Raw genomic sequence first — 19,507 nt, forward strand, 5'->3', positions numbered from 1 at the left:
TGTCCGCTCCCCGCATGATGCAAGGACAACGCACAAGGAGGGCGGGCGAGTTGGGCGAGATGACGCTGGATGCGGCGGTTTCCGACACGGCTGCCGACGGCCACGCCGTGGTCGTGGGCGCGAGTCTCGCCGGGCTCACCGCGGCGCGGGCCCTGGCCAACTGCATGGACCGGGTCACCGTGGTCGAACGCGACTGGGTGCCCCGCGGACCCGGACGACGCCCCGGCGTGCCCCAGGCGCGGCACACCCACGGCCTGACCACCGCCGCCCAGCGTGGCCTCGAGATGCTGTTCCCCGGCATCGTGAAGGAACTGACCGGCGCCGGCGCCGTCCTCGTCCGCACGCCCGAGGACATGCTGCTGCTCGGCCCGGCCGGCTGGCTGCCCCGTGCCGGCGGCGACCTGTCCGTGCTCAGCGCGAGCCGCGACCTCATGGACGCGCTGATACGCGACCGGCTGCGCGCCGACCCCAAAGTGACCTTCCTGCAGAAACACGAGGCCGTCTCGCTGGAACCCGGCCCGCAGGACACCGTCACCGGCGTGTGGGTGCGCGGCCGGGACCGTGCGGCGCCCGACGGCTGGGGCGAGCGGCGCCTGCTCGCCGCCGACTTCGTCGTGGACGCCACCGGCCGCGGCTCCCGCGCCCCCCAGTGGCTCGCCGACCTCGGCTACACCCCGCCCCGCGACACGACGATCGCCTCCCGCACCGCCTTCGCCACCGCCGTGTTCGCGCCGCCCGTCGGCCACGTCGCCGACTGGAAGAGCCTGCTGCTGATGCCCGCCCCCGGCCACCCGGCCCAGGGCATGCTCAGCCCCCTCGAGGGCGGCCGCTGGTCGGTGTCCGTCTGCACCGACGACGGCGCCCGCCCGCCCGCCGACCACGCCGAACTGCTGCGTGCCGCGGGCGCCCTGCGCGACCCGCTGCTGCGCGACGTCCTGGAGGCCGCCACCCCGCTCGGCCCCGTCTACAGCTGCGGCCCCGGCGACAACCGCTGGCGCCACTACGAGAAACTGCGCCGCTGGCCCGACCAGTTCCTCGTCGTCGGTGACGCCGCCTGCGCCCTCGACCCCGCCCACGGCCAGGGCATGACCGTCGCCGTGCAGTGCGCCCTCGTCCTCGACCAGCTACTGTCCGCGCACGGCACCCCCGCCGGCCTCGGCTACCGGTTACGCCGGGCCGTCGCCCACCGGCTCGCCCCCGCCTGGCGGGCGAGCACCCGCGCCCAGCGCGCCGCTCACGCCGGCCAGGACCCGCGGCCCGGATGGCGCAGCCGCCTCACCGGCCGGTACGCGGCCCGGATCGCGTCCGCCGCGACCACCGACCCGTCCGCCGCGGCCCTGCTGCTCCAGCAGTTGCAGGCCGCCGCCCCGCCCCGCGCGGCCCTGCGGCCCGCCGTGGTGCGGGCCGCGCTGCGCGGCCCGCGGGGCCCCGTCCCGGCCGGCCCGCCCAGCACCACCCACGGCCCGACCGCACGCCGGCGCCGCGCGGTCGCACCGGACAAGCCCGCCATAGGGGTGTCCACCGGCTCCGCGCGCTGGCGGTCCGCCACCGGTTCCTCGGCCCAGTGGCCGCCCGCCGCACCCGCCTGTGACCGGCACCGACCGTGACCGCGACCGCCCGGCGGCCCGGCAGGCCGCACCCGCCCGCAGGCCGCGAAAGGCGCGGTCCTACGCTTCCCCCATGAAGAAAGCAAATCAACTGGCGTTCGCAGTGGCGGACTTGAGTGCCGTGCGGCCGCACGGCACTCGAAACGGGCCCGCAGCCTGCGTCCAGTTGAGCAAGAAGAGGGGCGACATGCACTCCGGCGACTCGCAACTCACTCGAGGACGACTCGAGTTGAGGCCAGGCTTAAGCTCGAGGGCGGTTGTCCGGCCACGTCGCGCGTCGATAGCGTTTCAGCTGCTCCAAGGCACGGGCCCGCTTGCGCCGCGGCAGGCCACCCCGCCCACCGGCCGTGTTCCGGCCGGACCGGGTGTGCCGGTGACGATCGAGCGGCGAGGGAAGGGTGCGCGGGTATGAGTACGACCGAAACAGCGCCGGCCGGTGCGCGCACCGAGCCGCCGTCGGCGGGTGTCCGGGTCGCCGACTGGGCGGACGGGCGACTCGGGATCTACAACTTCCGGTTCCTGGTCCGCAAGGTCTTCCCCGACCACTGGACCTTCATGTTCGGTGAGATCGCGCTTTACAGCTTCATCATGCTGTTGCTCACCGGGTTCTGGCTGACCATGTTCTTCGACCCGAGCATGACGGAGGTCGTGTACGACGGGACGTACGGCCCGCTGCACGGCATCCCCATGTCCCGGGCCTACGAATCCACGATCGAGATCACCTTCGACGTGCGCGGTGGCCTGCTGATCAGGCAGCTGCACCACTGGTCGGCCCTGGTCATGATCGGCGCGCTGTGCATTCACACGCTCCGGCACTTCCTGACCGGCTCGTTCCGCAAGCCGCGCGAGGTCAACTGGCTGATCGGCTTCACGCTGCTGGTCCTGGTCACCCTGGAGGGCTTCCTCGGGTACTCGCTGCCCGACGACCTGCTCTCCGGCACCGGCCTGCGCATTGCCGAGGGTGTCACCCTCGCGATCCCGCTGGTCGGCACGTATCTGACGATGTTCCTGTTCGGCGGCGAGTACCCGGGCCAGGACGTGATCGGCCGGTTCTACAGCTTCCACATCCTGCTGGTGCCGGGCATCGTCCTCGCCCTGGTCACCGTCCACCTGATCCTGGTCTTCTACCACAAGCACACCCAGTTCAGGGGCCCGGCCCGCACCGAGCAGAACGTGGTCGGCCAGCCCCTGATGCCGCACTACACGGCCAAGGCCGGCGGCTTCTTCTTCCTGGTCACCGGCCTGCTGGCGCTGCTCGCCGGTCTCGCCCAGATCAACCCGGTGTGGAGGTTCGGTCCCTACCGGGCCGACCAGATCTCCCAGGGGTCCCAGCCCGACTGGTACATGGGCTTCCTGGAGGGCGCCCTGCGTGCCATGCCGGCCTGGGAGTTCGTCCTGCCCGGCGGCTACACCATCAACATGGGTGTGCTGCTCCCGGCGGTCGTGCTGCCCACCGTGATGATGCTCGTCATCGCGCTGTGGCCGTTCCTGGAGGCCTGGGTCACCGGGGACAAGCGGGAGCACCACCTGCTCGACCGGCCCCGCGACCACCCCACGCGGACCGCGTTCGGCATCGCGTTCGTCTCGCTGTACCTGGTGCTGTTCTTCGGCGGCGCCAACGACGTCCTGGCCGAGCGGTTCCACCTCTCGCTGAACAGCATCACCTACGGGGTGCGGGTCGGCGTCTTCGCCGTCCCGGCGCTGACGTACATCATCACCAAGCGGATCTGTCTCGGCCTGCAGCGCCGGGAGCGCGACAAGCTCCTGCACGGCCGTGAGTCGGGTCGCATCCGCAGGCTGCCGCACGGCGAGTTCGTCGAGGTGCACGAGCCGCTCGACCGCTGGCACGAGTACACCCTGCTGGCCAGGGAGGACTACAAGCCGCTGCCGAAGCCCCAGGCGGAGCACGACGGGGTGCGCAACCCGAAGTACCGCAAGCAGATGCTGCGCTACAAGCTCAGCCGCTGGCTGTACGGCGGACAGATCGCCAAGCCGACGGCGGAGGAGCTGGAGCACGCGGCCCTGGAGCACGGTCACGGCGACCACGCACCGCACGGTCTCGGCTCGTCGGACGGCCACGCGGCGATCGGCGCACAGCGCTCCGCCGACGGCCGTGAGTCGGACCAGGCACTGAACTGACCCGGCAGAGCAGAGGGCCGGGACAGTAACGGCGGCGCGGGTGATCAGGGGACGGTCACCCGCGCCGCTGTCATGTCCACCGTCCCGCCGGCCCGGGCGGGTCCCGTTTCCTTTCCGGTTGTCCGGCGTGCGCGCCGGCGTGTGCACGGAGGCCCGATGAGCAGATTCCCCTGGCAGCGGGACACGTCCCGGCCCGAGTCCATCACCCGGGCGCGCACCGGCCTGACGCGCGACCTGCACGGCCGTCAGCGCCGCTATCTCACGGCGATGCTGGTGCGCACCGCGTGCGTGGTCGTGATGGCCGTGACCTGGAGCCGCTGGCCTGCCGTCGCGGTCTGCGCCCTGGTCGGCGCGGTCGTCATCCCGTACGCCGCCGTGGTCCTCGCCCAGGCCCACTGGCGTCAGCAGCGGGGCACCCGGTACGCGGTGACGCCGATGCCCGCGGTCCGCGAGGAGCCCGCCGCCCGCGTCGTTCTGGAACCGACCCTGATCCTGCCGCCGGAGCGGAACAGGGCCGCCTGAACCACGTCGTACGACGGCTCCCGCGCATCGCTGGGCGATACGCGGGAGCCGTCGTACGGAGGGCGAGGGCGGCTCAGTGTTCGGCCCGCTCCACAGAAACGTTTCTCCAGGGGCGGCAGAGGACGAGCAGCGTGACGATGCCGGCCAGCGCGCTGCCCAGTTGCACCGCGGCCAGCGGCTCGGCCGACTCCTTCCCGGCCATGCCGACGAGGACCGTGCCGAGCGCCCCCATGGAGTAGGTGGCGGTCCCGAGCAGTGCCGAGGCGGAGCCCGCCGCGTGCGGGGTGCGCATCATGGCGAGCGCGTTGGTGTTGGGCAGCACCAGGCCGAGTGCCGAGGTCACCACGAACAGGCAGCACGCCACCGGGACCGTGCCCGTGCCGCCGAACACGCCGCTCGTCACCAGCAGCATCGCCGCACCGGCGGCGGCGATCAGGGACAGCCCGAGCGCGAGGACCTTCTCCAGCCGGACCCGGCCGACCAGCAGCCTGCCGTTGATCCGGCCGACGACCATCATGCCGAGCGAGTTCAGGCCGTAGATCAGTGAGAAGCCCTGAGGGGACGCCCCGTACAGCTCCTGGATCACGAACGGGGAGGCCGCGATGTACGAGAAGAGCACGCCGAAGGCGAAGCCGTGCACGATCACGTACCCGCCGAAGACCCGGTCGGCGGCCAGCCCGCGCATCGTGAACAGCGCCCCCAGCACCCCGCCGCCCCGGCGCCGCGCCGGCGGCAGCGTCTCGGGCAGCCGCCGCCAGACCAGCGCGGTGAGCGCGGCGCCGACCGCGGCGAGGACGAGGAAGACGCCCCGCCAGGCGGTGAACCGCAGCGCCTGCCCGCCCAGCAGAGGAGCGACGACCGGCGCGAGGCTGGACACCAGCAGCAGCATGGAGAAGAACCGGGCCATCTCCAGGCCGTCGCACAGGTCGCGGACGACGGCGCGGGCGATGACGACACCGGCCGCCCCCGCCATGCCCTGGAGCAGCCGGAACCCTATGAGCACCTCGACGGAGGGCGCGGCGGCGCAGCTCACGGAGGCGACGACGTAGACGAGCAGACCGGTGAGCAGTGGCGGACGGCGCCCCCACCGGTCGCTCATCGGGCCGACCACGATCTGTCCGAGCGCCATGCCCGCCAGACACGCCGTCAGGGTCATCTGGCCGGTGGACGCGGACGCGCCGTAGGTGTGCGAGACGTCCGGCAGGGCCGGGAGGTACATGTCCATCGACAGCGGCGGCACCGCGGACAGGGCGCCGAGCATGAAGGTGAGCAGGAATCCGGTGCGGCGCAGCCTGCCGGGCCCGTTGCCGGGGTCGCCGGGCTTGCCCCGTGCCCGTGGCGAGGGGAACCGCTCGGTTTGGACGGTGGCTTCCTCGGCGCGAGTCATTCGCCCTCCGTGTCCGGTGTGGTGGGATACCGGGGCGATGGTGGCAGCTGCCCGCTACAGAGCGGGTCGGGTGCCACTGGCGGGCGGCGCTGCGGGCCCGTTCTGTCTGTCGTCCGCTCCATGAACTCTGCCGAGCACGAGCGCGGTTGGCGTGATCCACGTCACTTCGAGCCGCTCTTGGCGCGCAGTTGGCAGCCGTGTCACTATTTCCGCACACCTCCCCTGCCCAAAAACGTGTTCGAGGCAGTGGGATTGAGCGCCGTGTTTCCCGTTTGTCCCGGTTCTGCCGAGCTCTGAACGCTCGCAGCCGCCCGCACGGCGCGGTTTTCCTCCCCTGAGTGCTCGCCGGACGACGGCCGTCGCCGTGACCGCGCGCTGCGGGCCTGGCCCTCCCTTTTCACGCCCTGCTGTCAGGCGCGCCTGTCTCACCGGACCGACAGGCCGAGCGGGTTTCGCCGCCGGCTCGTCCCGCCGTCCGGCGGCCCTCGAGCGTTCCGCGGCACCGGCCACATGATCGCCGTCAGGAGCCCTTCATGGAGCACCTAGTGCAGCATGCCGTCACCACGATCCGCGAACGCTTCTGGGAACCGCTGACCCTCGACGACCTGGCCCGGACCGCCATGGTCAGCAAGTACTACTTCCTGCGCGTGTTCACCCGGGTCACCGGCGTCACTCCGGGACGGTTCCTGTGCGCGGTGCGCATCCAGGAGGCCAAACGCCTGCTCATGACCACCGAGCTCACCGTCGCCGACATCGCCGTACGCGTCGGATACAGCAGCACCGGCAGCTTCACCCGGCGCTTCACCGAGCTCGTGGGGGCCTCCCCCACGCACTACCGCAGACTCTCGCTCCCGGGCGAGAAGCGGGAGCCGGGGCTGCCCGAGGCGGCGTCGGCCGCCTCGGCACCGCAGCCGGAGCCCGCGTGCTCCGGCACGGTCACCGGGGTGCTGCACACCGCCGGCACCGTGCTCTCACCGGTCTACGTCGGCGCCTTCGACAGCGCCATGCTCCAGGGCACTCCCGCCTCGTGGAGCACCGTGGCCACACCGGGCCGCTTCACCCTCGCCCGTGTTCCCGCGGGCACCTGGTACATCCACGCGGTCGCCCAGGCCCTCCCCGCCGGCAGCGCCGCCGACGCGGAACCCACCCCGCTGACCGCGACCGCCGGACCCGTGCGGGTCAAAGGCGACACCGCACGGCGCATCGACATCACCCTGTCCCCGCCGGACTGGACCCGGCCCCCGATCCTCTCCGCCCTGATGGACCTCGACCCACAGCCGATGGCGGCCTGACCCCGGCCGGACGCTGTGCGAACAGCACGTATCCCCAGGCAGACTCAACAGAAAGCGGATCCGATATGCCCAGGCTATGCAAGCCCGCGGTGCAGGCGCCGGAATACGTCATCACGATGGAAGAGACCCTGGACTTCGCCCAGAAGGTCCACGCAGGCAAGCCCCAACTGCCGCTGGCGCTGCGCCTGATACGCAACACCGGCGTGCAGAAGCGTCACATCGTCCAGCCCATCGAGAAGACCCTCCACCACCCGGGGCTGACGGAGCGCAACCGCATCTACGAGGCCGAGTCGAAGAAGCGCACCCCCGAGGTCGTCGAAGAGGCGCTGAAGAACGCCGACGTCGCGGCCCGTGACATCGACGCCATCATCTACGTGTCCTGCACCGGCTTCCTCATGCCGTCGCTGACCGCGTGGCTCATCAACACCATGGGTCTGCGTCCCGACACCCGGCAGATCCCCATCGCCCAGCTGGGCTGCGCCGCCGGCGGTGCCGCGATCAACCGCGCCCACGACTTCTGCGTGGCCCACCCCGGCAGCAACGTCCTCATCGTCGCCGCCGAGTTCTGCTCGCTGTGCTACCAGCCCGACATGGACGACATCGGCTCGCTGCTGTCCGACGGCCTGTTCGGTGACGCGGTCGCCGCGGCCGTGGTGCGCGGCAACGGCGGCGTCGGCATCGAGCTGGAGCGCAACGCCTCCTACCTCATCCCGAACACCGAGGACTGGATCTCCTACGCCGTCCGCGACACCGGCTTCCACTTCCAGCTGGACCGCCGCGTGCCCGGCACGATGGAGCCGCTCGCCCCCGTCCTGCGCGAGTTCGCCAAGGACCACAGCTGGGACGCCGGAAAGCTCGACTTCTACATCGTGCACGCCGGCGGGCCGCGCATCCTGGACGACCTCGCCAAGTTCCTCGAGGTCGACCGCAACGTGTTCCGGCACAGCTGGTCCACCCTCAGCGAGTACGGGAACATCGCCAGCGCCGTCGTCCTCGAAGCCGCCCGCCGGCTCATGGAGGAGGACACCCCGGCGCCCGGCGCGACCGGTCTCATCGCGGGCTTCGGGCCCGGCATCACCGCCGAGATGGCGCTCGGCACCTGGGCCGACCAGGCACCCCAGACCATCGACTGAATCCGCGTGCCGACAAGGAAGCGACGAGCATGACTGACCTCATCCTCCCGGCGGGCGCGGGCCGGAAACTGATCACCCCGGCACAGGAGGTGACCTTCAAGGCCACGGCCGAGATGGGCTCCTCCGTGTCGATCTTCGAGGTGGTCGTTCCGCCCGGCTTCGACGTCGGGGCGCATGTGCACGACGACGCACAGGAGTTCTTCTACGTCCTGGACGGCGAGCTCGACCTGCTGTGCTTCGAGCCGGTCGAACGCACCACGGACACCTGGCACAGCTGGGAATCCCCCAAGGGCGACCGCGTCGTCCGGGCGGGTGAGGGCAGCTGCATGTTCGTGCCCACCGGCACCCCGCACGCGTTCCGCAACGCCACCGACAAGCCCGCGAAGATGCTCTTCCAGTGCCTTCCCTCGCCCGTTCACGAGGAGTACTTCGAGGAGATCGCCGAGATCTGGTCGCGCGGCACCACGGTCGATCCCACGGCCGTGGAGGAGATGCGCAAGCGCTACGACGTCCAGCAGCTCACGCCGCTGCGCTTCGAACCTCCCACCCCTGCCCCCGCCCGGCCGGCGACCGAGCGCGAGATCTGACGGAGATGACCACGATGGATTCGATACCCCTGGTTCACGCGAGCCTGGGTGAGCGGGAGCTGGCGGCCGTCGCCGAGGTGTTCGCCTCGGGCTGGCCGGCCGGCCAGGGGCCCAAGGGCAAGGCGCTGGAGGCCCGGCTCGCCGAGAAGTACGGCGTGGGCGACGCGGTCGCGGTCAGCAACTGCGGCGCCGCGCTGCACCTGGCCATGCTCGCGTTCGGCGTCAAGCCCGGCGACGAGGTCATCGTCGCCGACTACGGCTTCCCCGCGCCCGCCCAGGCCGCGCTCTACGTCGGCGCCACCCCCGTCTTCGCCGACGTACGGCCCGACACCTACACCGTCGACCCGCAGGCCGTGGCCGACCTGGTCACGCCGCGCACCGTCGGCATCGTCGCCGTGGACACCGTCGGCATGCCCGCCGACTACACCGAACTCCAGGCGATCGCCGACCGCCACAACCTGTTCCTGATCGAGGACGCCGCCTGCGCGGTCGGCGCCACCTACCAGGGGCGGGAGGCCGGCGCGCTCGCCGAAGTGGGCTGCCTGTCCTTCCACGGGCGCAAGGGCGCCTCCAGCGGCGAGGGCGGCGCCCTGCTCGCCCGCGACCCGGCGATCGGCAAGGACGCGCGGCTGCGCTCCTCGTTCGGCATCGGCAGCATCTTCGACATGGGGAACGTCGTCGGCCTGCCCATCCCGACGTTCACCGAGGTCGGCTACAACTTCAAGCTGTCCGACATCGCCGCGGCCATCCTCCAGGTGCAGCTCGGCCGCATCGACGAGTTGCTCAAGCGCCGCAGCGCGGTCGCCGACCAGTACGCCGAACTGCTCGGCGGCGACGAGCTGCTGGGACTGCCGTACGTGCCCGAGGACCGTACGCACGCCTGGCAGACGTACATGGTGACGCTGGACGCGTCCGTCGACCGCGCGGCCGTCGCCACCGAGCTGCGCGGCAAGGGCATCGGCTGCGGACACGGCACGTTCTCGGCCCACATCCAGCCCGTGTTCGACGCGCAGCAGAAGTGCCCGGTCTCACTCGACCTCGCCCGGCGTCAGCTCGCCATCCCCATGCACGCCGAGCTGAGCCAGGACCAGGTCACCCAGGTCGCGCAGGCCCTGCGCAGCGCCGTGCGCACCCACGCCACCGGCCGGCCCGCCGCGTAACGCACGACGGCACCCCGCACGGCGCGTCGTAGATCTCGCAGCGTGCACTGAAGGAGACAAACCCCATGAAGGGCTCCACAGCCTACAAATCGATACAGAAGCGCGGTCTGCACATCGGCCTCCTGCCGGAGATGGCCGCTGCCGTGAACCCGTCGACGCCGATCAGTCTCGACCACGACCTCGACGTCTTCCCGGAGGTGGGGCGGCGGCTGACAGTGGCCCAGTACGCCGACCACGTCGACGACCTCGCCGCCCGGCTGTGGGCGGCCGGGGTCCGGCCCGACGAACACGTCGTCATCTACAAGACGGCCAACGCCGACCACTGGATGCTCGCCGCGGCCGTCTCCCGCATCGGCGGCGTCGTCGTGAACCTGTCGCCGGCCCTGGACCCGGCGACGGCCGGCGTCCTGATGGAGAGGCTCGGCGAGCCCACCCTGCTCACCGACGGCACCAAGCTCGACCTGCTCGCCGACGTGCCGCTGGCCGACCTGACCCGCCGGGTGATCACCTCGGCCGACGACCGGCCCGGCTCGGTCTCCCTGGCCGGCCTCGCCGGCGCGCCGCGCGTCAAGCCGGTGGTCCGGCCGATGGACGAGGCCGCCGTCATCACCCACACCTCCGGCACCACCGGCATCCCCAAGCTCGTGGTGCACACCGCCCGCACCCAGGGCATCCGCCTCGTACCGCAGTGGCGGCTGCTGTCGCTGATGCGGAAACGGGAGACCGTCGCCATCCACGTGCCGTTCGTGCACTCGCGGATGGTCGCGGCGATGTCCCTGGCACTGCTGCGCGCCAACCCGGTGCTGCTCATGCGGGAGACGGACCCGGCCGACGTCGCCGACCAGTTCCTCGAGCACCGCCCGGCCCTCATCGAGGCGCTGCCCAACTCGCTGATGGAGTGGGAGAGCCTGACCGAGGACCCGCGCGAGCCGTTCGGATCGGTGAAGGTCTTCAGCAGCACCTTCGACGCGATCCACCCCGGCACCATGAGCAAGCTGCTCAAGGCGTCGCACCGCCGCGGGGCGCTGTTCTTCCAGATCTACGGGCAGAGCGAGGTCGGCCCCGCCGTCGGCCGCGCCTACTTCCGGCGCTCGGCACACAGGGCGAACGGCCGCTGCGTCGGCTGGGCCATGCCCATGGGCGCCGCCCGGATCCGCGTGGTCAGCCGGGACGGCAACCCGCCCTCCGAGAAGAACCCCGGCTCCATCGAGGTCGCCTGGCCCGGCATCGCCAAGAGCTACTACGGCGAGCAGGACCGCTACGACGAGAACCGCGACGGCGAGTGGTGGCGCACCGGCGACGTCGGCTACCGCACCCGGTTCGGCTGCCTGCACATGCTCGACCGGGAGATCGACATGATCCCCGGGGTGCGCAGCTCCCTGGAGATAGAGGACGTGGTCCTGAGCGAACTCCACGAGCTGACCGAACTGGTCGTGGTGCAGGGCCCGGACGGCAAGCCGATCCCGGTGGTCTGCACCGTCGACGACAAGCCGCTGGACATCGAGCGCTGGCGCGCCACCGTCGTCCCGTTCCCCCAGCTCGGCGAACCCGTGCAGATCAAGAACTCCGAGCTGCCCCGCACCGCCACCTTGAAGGTGCAACGCCTCGCGCTGGCCCGTCGCTTCCAGGAGCGGCTCGAGCAGCAGGCATGAGGTCCGGCCGCGCGCCGGCCGAGCACGACACGAACGGCTGAACACCGCTGCTCATTCCCCGCTCCCACACGCAATCCAAGGAGTTCACGGTGACCACCCTGATGCTACTGCCGGACGGCATGCGCCGCTGGTCGAAGGCCCACGGCGTCTCCCTCGACGACGGCTACGCGGCGATGGGGGACAAGATCGTCGAATTCATGGGCTGGGCCAAGGAAGCCGGCATCAAGACGCTCTACATCACGGCCTCCTCCGCCGCCAACCACAGCCGCCCCGAGGCCGCCGTCACCACGTTCATGAACGCGTTCAACGACGTGGTGCGGCGTGTGTACGACACGTGCCGGTTCGACTTCTCCGGCTCGCTCGACCTGGTCGGCGCCCCCTACCTGGCCGAGCTGGAGGAGCTGCGGGACAAGTCCGACAAGGACGCGGACTTCACCCTGCACTACATCCTGGGCATGTCCCTCACGCACGAGGTCGTCGGCATCTTCAACAAGCTCAACGGCAAGATCCCGGAGATGACCGAGGACATCCTCTTCAAGCACGCGTACGTCCCGACGAACGTCGACTACCTGATCCGCACCGGTGGCGCGATCCGTATGTCGTCGTTCTTCCCGCTCATGTCGCCGTACGCCGAACTGCACTTCTCCCCGTGTCTGTTCCCCGACATGACGAAGGCCGACTTCGACGCCGCCCTCGCCGACCTCCAGGCGCGCGAGCGGCGCTTCGGCGGCTATCCGGCCTGAAGCTCCGGCCCCGACCGTACGGCGAACCCGGGACGCCCCGGGCACAACTCGGGGAACCCCGGTGCCGCGCCCTGACGGGCGGCGCCGGGGTTCCCCCTTTTTTTTTGGCTCTCCCCACGAAGGACGTCCCCCACCAGATGCCCAGGACCGGATCCCCACCCTTGGAGCCTGCCTAGTCATGGACACCCACCAGACCACGTCACTTCTCTTCGGTCTCGCCGCGATGGTGATCATGGCGCGCCTGCTCGGCGCGCTGGCCCGGCGGCTCAACCAGCCGGCAGTGATCGGTGAGGTCCTCGCCGGTATCGCGCTGGGGCCGACCTTATTCGGCGGGGCGGTCTCCGACGCCCTGTTCCCTGGTGACATCCGGCCTCTGCTCAGTGCCCTGGCCGCGGTCGGTGTCGTGGTGTTCATGTTCCTCGTCGGGCTGGAGTGGGACGCCGGGATGATCCGCGGCAGCGGAAGCCTCGCCGCGACCGTGTCGTTCAGCTCCATCCTGCTGCCGTTCGGCCTCGGCATGCTTCTGGCACTGCATCTGATGGACGACTACGGCACCGACGACCAGACCGGGTTCATGCTGTTCATGGGCATCGCCATGTCCATCACGGCGTTCCCGGTGCTGGCCCGCATCCTCACCGACCGGAACATGACGCGCACCCCGCTCGGCATGGTCGCCCTGGCCTGCGCCTCCATCGACGACGTCCTCGCCTGGACCCTGCTCGCCGCGGTCGTCGCCGTCAGCGGCGGCGCCGGCCCCGAGCAGTGGCGCATCCTGCTCGCGATCCCGTACCTGCTGGGCATGTTCTTCGTCGTACGGCCCCTGCTGCGGCGCTATGTGGACCGGCGGCCCGGACTGAAGCTCAACCCGACGCTGTTCGCGTGCGTCCTGGTCGGCCTGCTGCTGTCGGCCGCCGCCACCGAATGGGTGGGCCTGCACTACATCTTCGGCGCGTTCCTCTTCGGGGTGGTCCTGCCGCGCACCGGCACCGAGCAGCTGCGCGAGGACATGGTGGCCCGCCTGTGCCATCTGACGGGCACACTGCTGCTGCCGGTCTTCTTCCTCGTCGCCGGCCTCAAGGTCGACCTGTCCGGTCTGGACGCGGCCGGACTGGGCGCGCTGGTCCTGATCCTGCTCGCGGCCGTCGGCGGCAAGTTCGTCGGCGCGTTCACCGCCGCCAGGCTGAACCGGATGCCGGTACGGCAGTCCGCGGCGCTCGCCACGCTCATGAACACCCGCGGCCTGACCGAGCTCATCGTCCTCAACGTCGGTCTGCAACTGGGCTTCCTCGGCGAGGAGCTGTACTCGCTCATGGTCGTCATGGCCGTCGTCACCACCGCGATGGCGGGCCCGCTGCTGACCTGGCTCCTGGCCGGGACCCAGGAGGGCAAACCCTCCGGAGCGGCCGGCGCGGCCACGACGGAGAACGAGCGCACCAGCGTCTGACCACCCCTCTGTTTCCCCAGGGTGGACGGCCAAACGCCCGACGAATACACCGACCCCCGTAGCCGATGAAGGTCAAGCGGATCTCGAGCGGCCTCCCGCTATCTTTGGGGGGCGACCGAGCACGGGATTCCTGTGGGATCAACGGCTGACGCATGATACTGGAGTTCTGATGTCCCAAGGCGCCGAGGCAGAAAAGCTGTACTCAGCCATCGAGGAAACCTCTCGACTGGTGGGGGCTTCCTTCTCGCGTGACCAGGTCTGGCCCATTCTGGACGCATTCCGGGACGCATTGCTTCCGGACGGCGCGATCATTTTCAGCGCGCAGATCAACGCCGGCCAGGTGGGCGAACTCGAATACACCGTCCAGGTCTCCCCCGGCGCCGAGGGCCCCTACCCGCGGGCGCTCGCCGCCGGCCTGCTGAAGGAGACCGACCACCCCGTCGGCAGCCTCCTCGCCGAGCTCCAGGAACGCGTCCACGTCGACGACTGGTTCATCGACGGCGACATCACCAACGGCTTCAAGAAGGTGTACGCGCAGTTCCCCCGCAGCCTGCAGAAGGTGTCGGAGCTCGCGGACCTGCCCTCCATGCCGCCCGCCGTCGCCGACAACGCCGACCTCTTCGCCCGTCACGGCCTGGAGGAGGTCGCGCTGGTCGGGGTGAACTACCAGCGTAAATCCGCGAACCTCTATTTCCAGCTGCCCGCCGCGGTCGCCGGAAACCTTCCGGCCGAAACGGTCCGCTCCCTGCTGCACGAAATGGGACTCCCGGACCCGGACGAGAAAATGCTGGCCTACGCCACCAAGGCGTACCGGGTATACGCGACCCTCACCTGGGACTCCTCGCGTATTCACCGGATCGCGTTCGCGCCCATGCCGTCGCCCGGCCTGGACTTTTCCGCGCTTCCCGCCCGGCTCGACCCGGAACTCGTGGAATTCCTGAAGACTTCCCCGTACACGTACACGGGTGAGCGCATCAACGCTTCCGCGGCGAAGTGGTCGTCCGCGGGCGACCATCTCGACCTCGCGGTGTACCACCAGATCCCCCCTCGTCTGCTGCAGATGTTCACCGCGAACGCCGCCGCAGCCTGACGACCGTCCGTCCGAGTCACCCCCCACCGCGGCGGACGGCGGGCACACGCCCCGCCGGCCGTCCCCGCGCCGACTCCCGGCCCGACCCGCTCGGCCGCCCTGTCACAGACGGGACCGCGCGCCTCGTCACCCGGGTGACGCATCACGTCCATTCGCCGGCACACAACAAGGAGACGATCATGGCAACACAAAGCGCGGCCGCCGCGGCTGCGCCCAACCCGGGGGCGGGTGCGGAAGCCAAGCGGCGCTGGCTTATCGGGGCCCTGATCTGCACGGCCTACCTCATGATCGGTCTCGACCTGACCGTCATGAACGTCGCGCTCCCCTCGGCGCAGGAGGCACTGGACTTCAGCACCTCCGACCGGCAGTGGGTCGTCACGGCGTACGCCCTGCCCTTCGGCGGTCTGATGCTGTTCTGCGGGCGGCTGTCCGACCTGATCGGCCGCAAGCAGACCTTCCTCATCGGCCTGCTCGGCTTCGCCATCGCCTCCGCCATCGGCGGCGCCGCGACCAACTTCGAGATGCTGGTGACGGCCCGCGCCCTGCAGGGCGCCTTCGCCGCGATGCTCTCCCCGGTCTGCATGGCCCTGCTGACCACCACGTTCACCGACCCGAAGGAACGCGCCAAGGCGTTCGGCATCTTCAGCGGCGTCGTGGCCAGCGGCTCCGGCCTCGGCCTGATCATCGGCGGCGCGCTGACCACCGGCCTCGACTGGCGCTGGTGCATGTACGTCAACCTGCTCCTGGCCGGCGTCGCCCTGTTCGGCGGCATCGCCCTGCTGCAGAAGCAGCCCAGGGCGGACGTCCGCATGGACGTCCCCGGCGTGCTGCTCGCCTCCCTCGGCATGTTCAGCGTGGTCCTCGGCTTCTCCAACGCCCACAACGGCTGGGGCGAGACCTCCACGTGGGCGTTCATAGCCCTCGGCGGTGTCCTGCTGATCGCCTTCTCGGCCTGGCAGACGCGCGCCGCGCACCCGCTGCTGCCGCCCCGCATCGTGCTCGACCGCACCCGCGGCGCCGCCTACTTCACCGTGCTCCTCGTCGGCGCCGGCCTGTTCGGCATCCTGCTGTTCCTCGTCTACTTCATGCAGCAGAACCTGGGCTACTCGGCGATCAAGTCGGGCTGCGCCCTGCTCCCGATGATCGCGCTCACCCCCGTGGGCACCGGCGTCGGCGCGATCAGGCTGCTGCCCAAGTTCGGCCCCCGGCCGCTGATCGCCGGCGGTCTGCTGATCACCGCGATCGGCATGGGTCTGCTGACCCGCATCGAGGCGGGCTCCGGCTACGCCACCCACCTGCTCGCCCCGCTGATCCTGGTCGGCCTCGGCATGGGTCTCATCTACGGCGCCGCGCTCACCGCCGGCACGTTCGGTGTGGCACCGCAGGAGGCGGGCATCGCCTCCGCGGTCATCAGCACCGGCCAGCAGCTCGGCGGCGCCGTGGGTGCCGCCCTGCTCAACACGATCGCCGCCACCGCCGCCACCGACTGGCTCGCCGACAACGCCCAGGGCAAGCCCACGGCGGAGCAGGTCGGCCTCGCGTCCATCGAGGGCGACGTCACCGTGTTCTGGTGGTGCACCGCGATCTTCGCCATCGGCGCGGTCGTCGCCGCCGTACTGCTGCGCGGCGGACCGCTGCCCACCCCGGACACCGACGCCGCGAAGGCGCCGGAGAGCCCGGAGAGTTCGGAACCGGCACGTTCCTGACCCACACGCACGACCCGGACCCGCACACGCGGATCCACCGGCCGGCGCCGCCCGGGGACACCCCCGGAGGCGCCGGCCGCTTTTCGTCGTTCCCCGCCCCGGGCGGGGAGGTTGCTCGGGCTCGAGGAGGAGCTTGCGGTGAGCCGGATCGAAGAGTTCGAAGAGTTTCGGCCCCTGCTGTTCTCGATCGCGTACCGCATTCTCGGCAGCGTCAGCGAGGCCGAGGACGCCGTTCAGGAGACCTGGCTGCGTTTCGAGGCCACCCCGACCCGGCCGGAGTCGGTGAAGTCCTTCCTCTCGGCCGTCGTGACCCGCGTCTCCATCGACGTCCTGCGTTCGGCCCGCGCCCGGCGTGAGGAGTACGTCGGCCCGTGGCTGCCCGAACCCCTGCTCAGCGACCCCTACGACGACCCGGCGCGCGCCGCCGAACTCGCCGACTCGGTGTCCATGGCCGCCCTGGTCCTCCTCGAGCGCCTCAGCCCCCTGGAGCGGGCGGTGTTCGTCCTGCGCGAGGTGTTCGCCTTCGACTTCCCGGCGGTCGCGTCGGCCGTGGGCCGCTCCGAGAGCGCCTGCCGCCAGCTCGTCGTACGCGCCCGCCGCCACATGGCCGCCGGCCGCCCCCGCTACGAGGCCGACCGCCGGATGCGCGACGAACTCGCCGAGCGGTTCTTCTTCGCGCTGCGCGAGGGCGACGTGGACGGCCTGCGCGAACTCCTCGCCGCCGACGCGCAGATGGTCGGCGACGGCGGCGGGAAGACCCCGCAGCTCGCCCGGGCCGTCAGCGGCGCCGGACCCCTCGCCCGGCTGCTCACCACGCTGCTGCCCGTGCTCGCCCGCGTCGACGTGACGGTCGAGCCGTGCCAGGTCAACGGCCAGCCCGGCGCGATCTTCCGCGACCGGGAGCACAAGGTCCTCAACACCTGGACCCTCGACGTGCTCGACGGCCGGGTCCAGACGGTCCGCTCGGTGACCAACCCCGACAAGCTCGGACATCTGGGCCCGGTGGCCGACGCGTGGGCGCTGAGCCGCGAGGCGAAACTGGCCCGCCGCGCCACGGCCTGACGGCCCGCTCCTCCGGGGCCGCGCGCGGCCCCCCACCCCCTGCGCGCGGCCCCGCAAGCCCCGCAAGCCTTCGCCCCTCCTTCGAGCCGGCACAGAGCCGGCCGAGGTCCGGCGAGAAAACGGACCGGTCCCCCACCCGGATTTCACCGCGCGCGATGCGCACCGGCACGCCCGCGTGCCCCGCGCCCACCACGTAACGTCGCAACTTCGCACGGAAAGGGTCCGTCCGTGACCTCGGATTCCTCGACCACGGGTGCCTCGGCACAGGTCAGTCCAGTCAGCCCGGAACAGTTCATCGACCGCAGCCCGATGAGCCGCCGCCAGTGGCTCATCGTGACCATCGGTCTGCTCATGATGATCGCCGAAGGCCTCGACGCCATCGTCGCCGCGTTCGTCTACCCCAAGCTCGAGAAGCAGTGGGGAACCCCCGACAACGCCATCACCGCGACCGTGACGCTGAGCATCCTGGCGATGGTCGTCGGCGGCGCCGCCGTCGGCCCCCTCGCCGACCGCTACGGACGCAAGGGCGTCACCGTCTGCGGCCTGACCGTCTTCAGCCTCGGCACCGCCTGCATGGCCCTCACCCACAGCATCGGCGCCTTCGCGGGCCTGCGCATCGTGGCCTGCCTGGGTCTCGGCGCCGTACTCCCGACGATGATGGCCCTGGTCGCGGACTGGATCCCGGCCCGCCGCAGGGGCCAGATGATCGCGCTCGCCTTCGCCGGAGTGACCGCCGGTACGACACTGGGCGGGCTGCTGTCCTCGCTGCTCATCCCCGCGTTCGGCTGGCCCACGCTGCTTGTTGTGTGCGGGCTGGCGCCGCTGCCGCTGATCTGGCTGCTGATGCGGCTCGTCCCGGAGTCCGTGAGCGTGCTCGCCGCCCGCGGCCGCCCCGCGTCGGACATCCGCCGGGCCCTGGCCACGGCCCTCCCGGGCGAGGACCTGTCCGCGGTGACGCCGGACGGCACCGGTACGACGTCGCAGCAGCGCCGCGGGAGCGCACGCAAGGCGGTCCTGTCCCGGGGCATCGCCTCCACCACGTACCTGCTGTGGCTGTGCTTCCTGGTGGGCCTCGGTGTGGTCGCCCTGATCCTCAGCTACCTGCCCATGCTGATCGAGCGGATGGACCTGACGTCCACCCAGGCGGGCGCGGCCGTCGCGGTATTCGGCTGGGGCGGCCTGGTGGGCCAGCTGGCCGTGTCCTTCGCCCTCAAGCGCTACGACCGCTTCCAGGTGCTGGCGGCGCTGTGGACGGTCGCCGCGGCGGGCCTCGCCGTGGCGCTGGTGTGGGCGGTGCAGTTCGTGACGATCCTGGCCGGGGCGTTCCTCCTCGGCTTCTGCCTGCCGGGCGCGAACTCCGCGCTGCAGGTGATCGCCGCGGTCGCCTACCCGCCGTCCGCGCGCGCCACGGGCATCAGCTGGGCCAACAGCGTCGGCAAGCTGGGCCCGGTGTTCGGCGGCCTGTTCGGCGGCCTCATGGTCGACGCGGGCTGGAGCCTGCGCACGGTCCTGGTGGTCCTCGCCGTACCGGTCGGCCTGTGCATCCTGGCCGTACGGGCTCTGCGGTCGCGCAGCGGCGGCCAGGAGGGCGCGGCGGAGGCGGAGCTGCGGCAGCAGCCGCTGCCGCAGCCGGTGAAGGCGCCGACGCCCGAGCAGGTGTGACGCGCCGTCACCGGCGACGGCAGTGACGATGTCGGGGGACGGGCGTCGGGCCGGCCGTCCGGGGAGGCCCGCCTGTTCAGCAGGCGGGCCGTGACATCGCGTACGCAGGACCCGGCTGGACGGGGTCGGCGTGGTCGCCCCGGGCCCGCCACCTCGGCCGGGGCCCGGGCCGCCCGCGCAGGACACCCCACGTCGGTACCGACGGCCCACGCGTGATCAGCGCGTGCGACAACGCGCCCGAGGTCACCCGCACCATGTGCGGGTGACCTCGGGCGCTTTTTTCGTGCCCCGGGACAGACCGTGCGGACCTGCCCCCAGTGA

General features: G+C 71.2%; 15 protein-coding genes. 14 read left to right on the forward strand and 1 reads right to left on the reverse strand.

Annotation, left to right across the window (positions count from 1 at the left end; genetic code table 11):
• The first annotated feature begins 59 nt into the window (after window positions 1-59).
• The 3 genes from ABZ354_RS26945 (at window position 60) to ABZ354_RS26955 (ending at window position 4,268) form a co-directional block, all read left to right on the forward strand.
• Window positions 60-1,607, forward strand: a complete 1,548-nt coding sequence (locus tag ABZ354_RS26945) for an FAD-dependent monooxygenase (RefSeq protein WP_358661035.1) — start codon at window positions 60-62, stop codon at window positions 1,605-1,607.
• Between the two features lie 408 nt (window positions 1,608-2,015).
• Complete coding sequence (locus tag ABZ354_RS26950; RefSeq protein WP_358661011.1) at window positions 2,016-3,746, forward strand: ubiquinol-cytochrome c reductase cytochrome b subunit; 1,731 nt, start codon at window positions 2,016-2,018, stop codon at window positions 3,744-3,746.
• Between the two features lie 156 nt (window positions 3,747-3,902).
• Complete coding sequence (locus ABZ354_RS26955; RefSeq protein ID WP_358661012.1) at window positions 3,903-4,268, forward strand: DUF3099 domain-containing protein; 366 nt, start codon at window positions 3,903-3,905, stop codon at window positions 4,266-4,268.
• Window positions 4,269-4,341: 73 nt separating this feature from the next.
• On the opposite strand, the gene ABZ354_RS26960 is transcribed toward ABZ354_RS26955, so the two are convergent.
• Complete coding sequence (locus tag ABZ354_RS26960; RefSeq protein WP_358661037.1) at window positions 4,342-5,529, reverse strand: multidrug effflux MFS transporter; 1,188 nt, start codon at window positions 5,527-5,529, stop codon at window positions 4,342-4,344.
• 659 nt (window positions 5,530-6,188) lie between these two features.
• On the opposite strand from ABZ354_RS26960, the gene ABZ354_RS26965 reads away from it, so the two are divergent.
• The 11 genes from ABZ354_RS26965 (at window position 6,189) to ABZ354_RS27015 (ending at window position 19,186) form a co-directional block, all read left to right on the forward strand.
• Entirely contained in the window at window positions 6,189-6,947 is a 759-nt protein-coding gene (locus tag ABZ354_RS26965) for a helix-turn-helix transcriptional regulator (protein ID WP_358661014.1), read from the forward strand.
• Window positions 6,948-7,063: 116 nt separating this feature from the next.
• On the forward strand, window positions 7,064-8,080 hold the full coding sequence (locus ABZ354_RS26970; RefSeq protein WP_358661016.1) for a type III polyketide synthase: 1,017 nt from the start codon (window positions 7,064-7,066) through the stop codon (window positions 8,078-8,080).
• A 29-nt stretch (window positions 8,081-8,109) separates the two neighbouring features.
• Window positions 8,110-8,667, forward strand: a complete 558-nt coding sequence (locus ABZ354_RS26975; protein WP_358661018.1) for a cupin domain-containing protein — start codon at window positions 8,110-8,112, stop codon at window positions 8,665-8,667.
• Window positions 8,668-8,681: 14 nt separating this feature from the next.
• The gene (locus ABZ354_RS26980) at window positions 8,682-9,827 is read left to right on the forward strand and encodes a DegT/DnrJ/EryC1/StrS family aminotransferase (protein WP_358661020.1); all 1,146 of its coding nucleotides are present in this window, start codon (window positions 8,682-8,684) and stop codon (window positions 9,825-9,827) included.
• A 65-nt stretch (window positions 9,828-9,892) separates the two neighbouring features.
• Window positions 9,893-11,479, forward strand: coding sequence for a class I adenylate-forming enzyme family protein (locus ABZ354_RS26985; RefSeq protein WP_358661021.1), 1,587 nt, complete (start codon window positions 9,893-9,895; stop codon window positions 11,477-11,479).
• A gap of 89 nt (window positions 11,480-11,568) precedes the next feature.
• Window positions 11,569-12,222: an undecaprenyl diphosphate synthase family protein gene (locus tag ABZ354_RS26990; RefSeq protein WP_358661023.1), complete on the forward strand. Its 654-nt coding sequence runs from the start codon at window positions 11,569-11,571 to the stop codon at window positions 12,220-12,222.
• Window positions 12,223-12,400: 178 nt separating this feature from the next.
• The gene (locus ABZ354_RS26995) at window positions 12,401-13,666 is read left to right on the forward strand and encodes a cation:proton antiporter (protein WP_358661025.1); all 1,266 of its coding nucleotides are present in this window, start codon (window positions 12,401-12,403) and stop codon (window positions 13,664-13,666) included.
• Between the two features lie 169 nt (window positions 13,667-13,835).
• On the forward strand, window positions 13,836-14,756 hold the full coding sequence (locus ABZ354_RS27000) for an aromatic prenyltransferase (protein ID WP_358661027.1): 921 nt from the start codon (window positions 13,836-13,838) through the stop codon (window positions 14,754-14,756).
• Window positions 14,757-14,935: 179 nt separating this feature from the next.
• Window positions 14,936-16,462 carry an MFS transporter gene (locus ABZ354_RS27005; protein WP_358661029.1) on the forward strand — a complete coding sequence of 509 codons (1,527 nt, stop codon included), beginning with the start codon at window positions 14,936-14,938 and terminating at the stop codon, window positions 16,460-16,462.
• Window positions 16,463-16,600: 138 nt separating this feature from the next.
• Window positions 16,601-17,524 (forward strand): RNA polymerase sigma-70 factor, encoded by a 924-nt coding sequence (locus ABZ354_RS27010; RefSeq protein ID WP_358661031.1) that lies wholly within the window; start codon window positions 16,601-16,603, stop codon window positions 17,522-17,524.
• Window positions 17,525-17,752: 228 nt separating this feature from the next.
• A complete protein-coding gene (locus ABZ354_RS27015) occupies window positions 17,753-19,186 on the forward strand; it encodes an MFS transporter (RefSeq protein ID WP_358661033.1) in 1,434 nt (477 codons plus the stop codon).
• The last annotated feature ends 321 nt before the right edge of the window (window positions 19,187-19,507 follow it).

The organism is Streptomyces sp. NPDC005925, assembly GCF_040638805.1.
Lineage (GTDB): Bacteria > Actinomycetota > Actinomycetes > Streptomycetales > Streptomycetaceae > Streptomyces.

What these genes read in the sequence shown, in the direction of transcription:
- ABZ354_RS26945 (WP_358661035.1), top strand. Translation starts at nt 60, where the DNA reads ATGACGCTGGATGCGGCGGTTTCCGACACGGCTGCCGACGGCCACGCC.
- ABZ354_RS26950 (WP_358661011.1), top strand. Translation starts at nt 2,016, where the DNA reads ATGAGTACGACCGAAACAGCGCCGGCCGGTGCGCGCACCGAGCCGCCG.
- ABZ354_RS26955 (WP_358661012.1), top strand. Translation starts at nt 3,903, where the DNA reads ATGAGCAGATTCCCCTGGCAGCGGGACACGTCCCGGCCCGAGTCCATC.
- ABZ354_RS26960 (WP_358661037.1), bottom strand. Translation starts at nt 5,529, where the DNA reads ATGCTCGGCGCCCTGTCCGCGGTGCCGCCGCTGTCGATGGACATGTAC.
- ABZ354_RS26965 (WP_358661014.1), top strand. Translation starts at nt 6,189, where the DNA reads ATGGAGCACCTAGTGCAGCATGCCGTCACCACGATCCGCGAACGCTTC.
- ABZ354_RS26970 (WP_358661016.1), top strand. Translation starts at nt 7,064, where the DNA reads ATGGAAGAGACCCTGGACTTCGCCCAGAAGGTCCACGCAGGCAAGCCC.
- ABZ354_RS26975 (WP_358661018.1), top strand. Translation starts at nt 8,110, where the DNA reads ATGACTGACCTCATCCTCCCGGCGGGCGCGGGCCGGAAACTGATCACC.
- ABZ354_RS26980 (WP_358661020.1), top strand. Translation starts at nt 8,682, where the DNA reads ATGGATTCGATACCCCTGGTTCACGCGAGCCTGGGTGAGCGGGAGCTG.
- ABZ354_RS26985 (WP_358661021.1), top strand. Translation starts at nt 9,893, where the DNA reads ATGAAGGGCTCCACAGCCTACAAATCGATACAGAAGCGCGGTCTGCAC.
- ABZ354_RS26995 (WP_358661025.1), top strand. Translation starts at nt 12,401, where the DNA reads ATGGACACCCACCAGACCACGTCACTTCTCTTCGGTCTCGCCGCGATG.
- ABZ354_RS27000 (WP_358661027.1), top strand. Translation starts at nt 13,836, where the DNA reads ATGTCCCAAGGCGCCGAGGCAGAAAAGCTGTACTCAGCCATCGAGGAA.
- ABZ354_RS27005 (WP_358661029.1), top strand. Translation starts at nt 14,936, where the DNA reads ATGGCAACACAAAGCGCGGCCGCCGCGGCTGCGCCCAACCCGGGGGCG.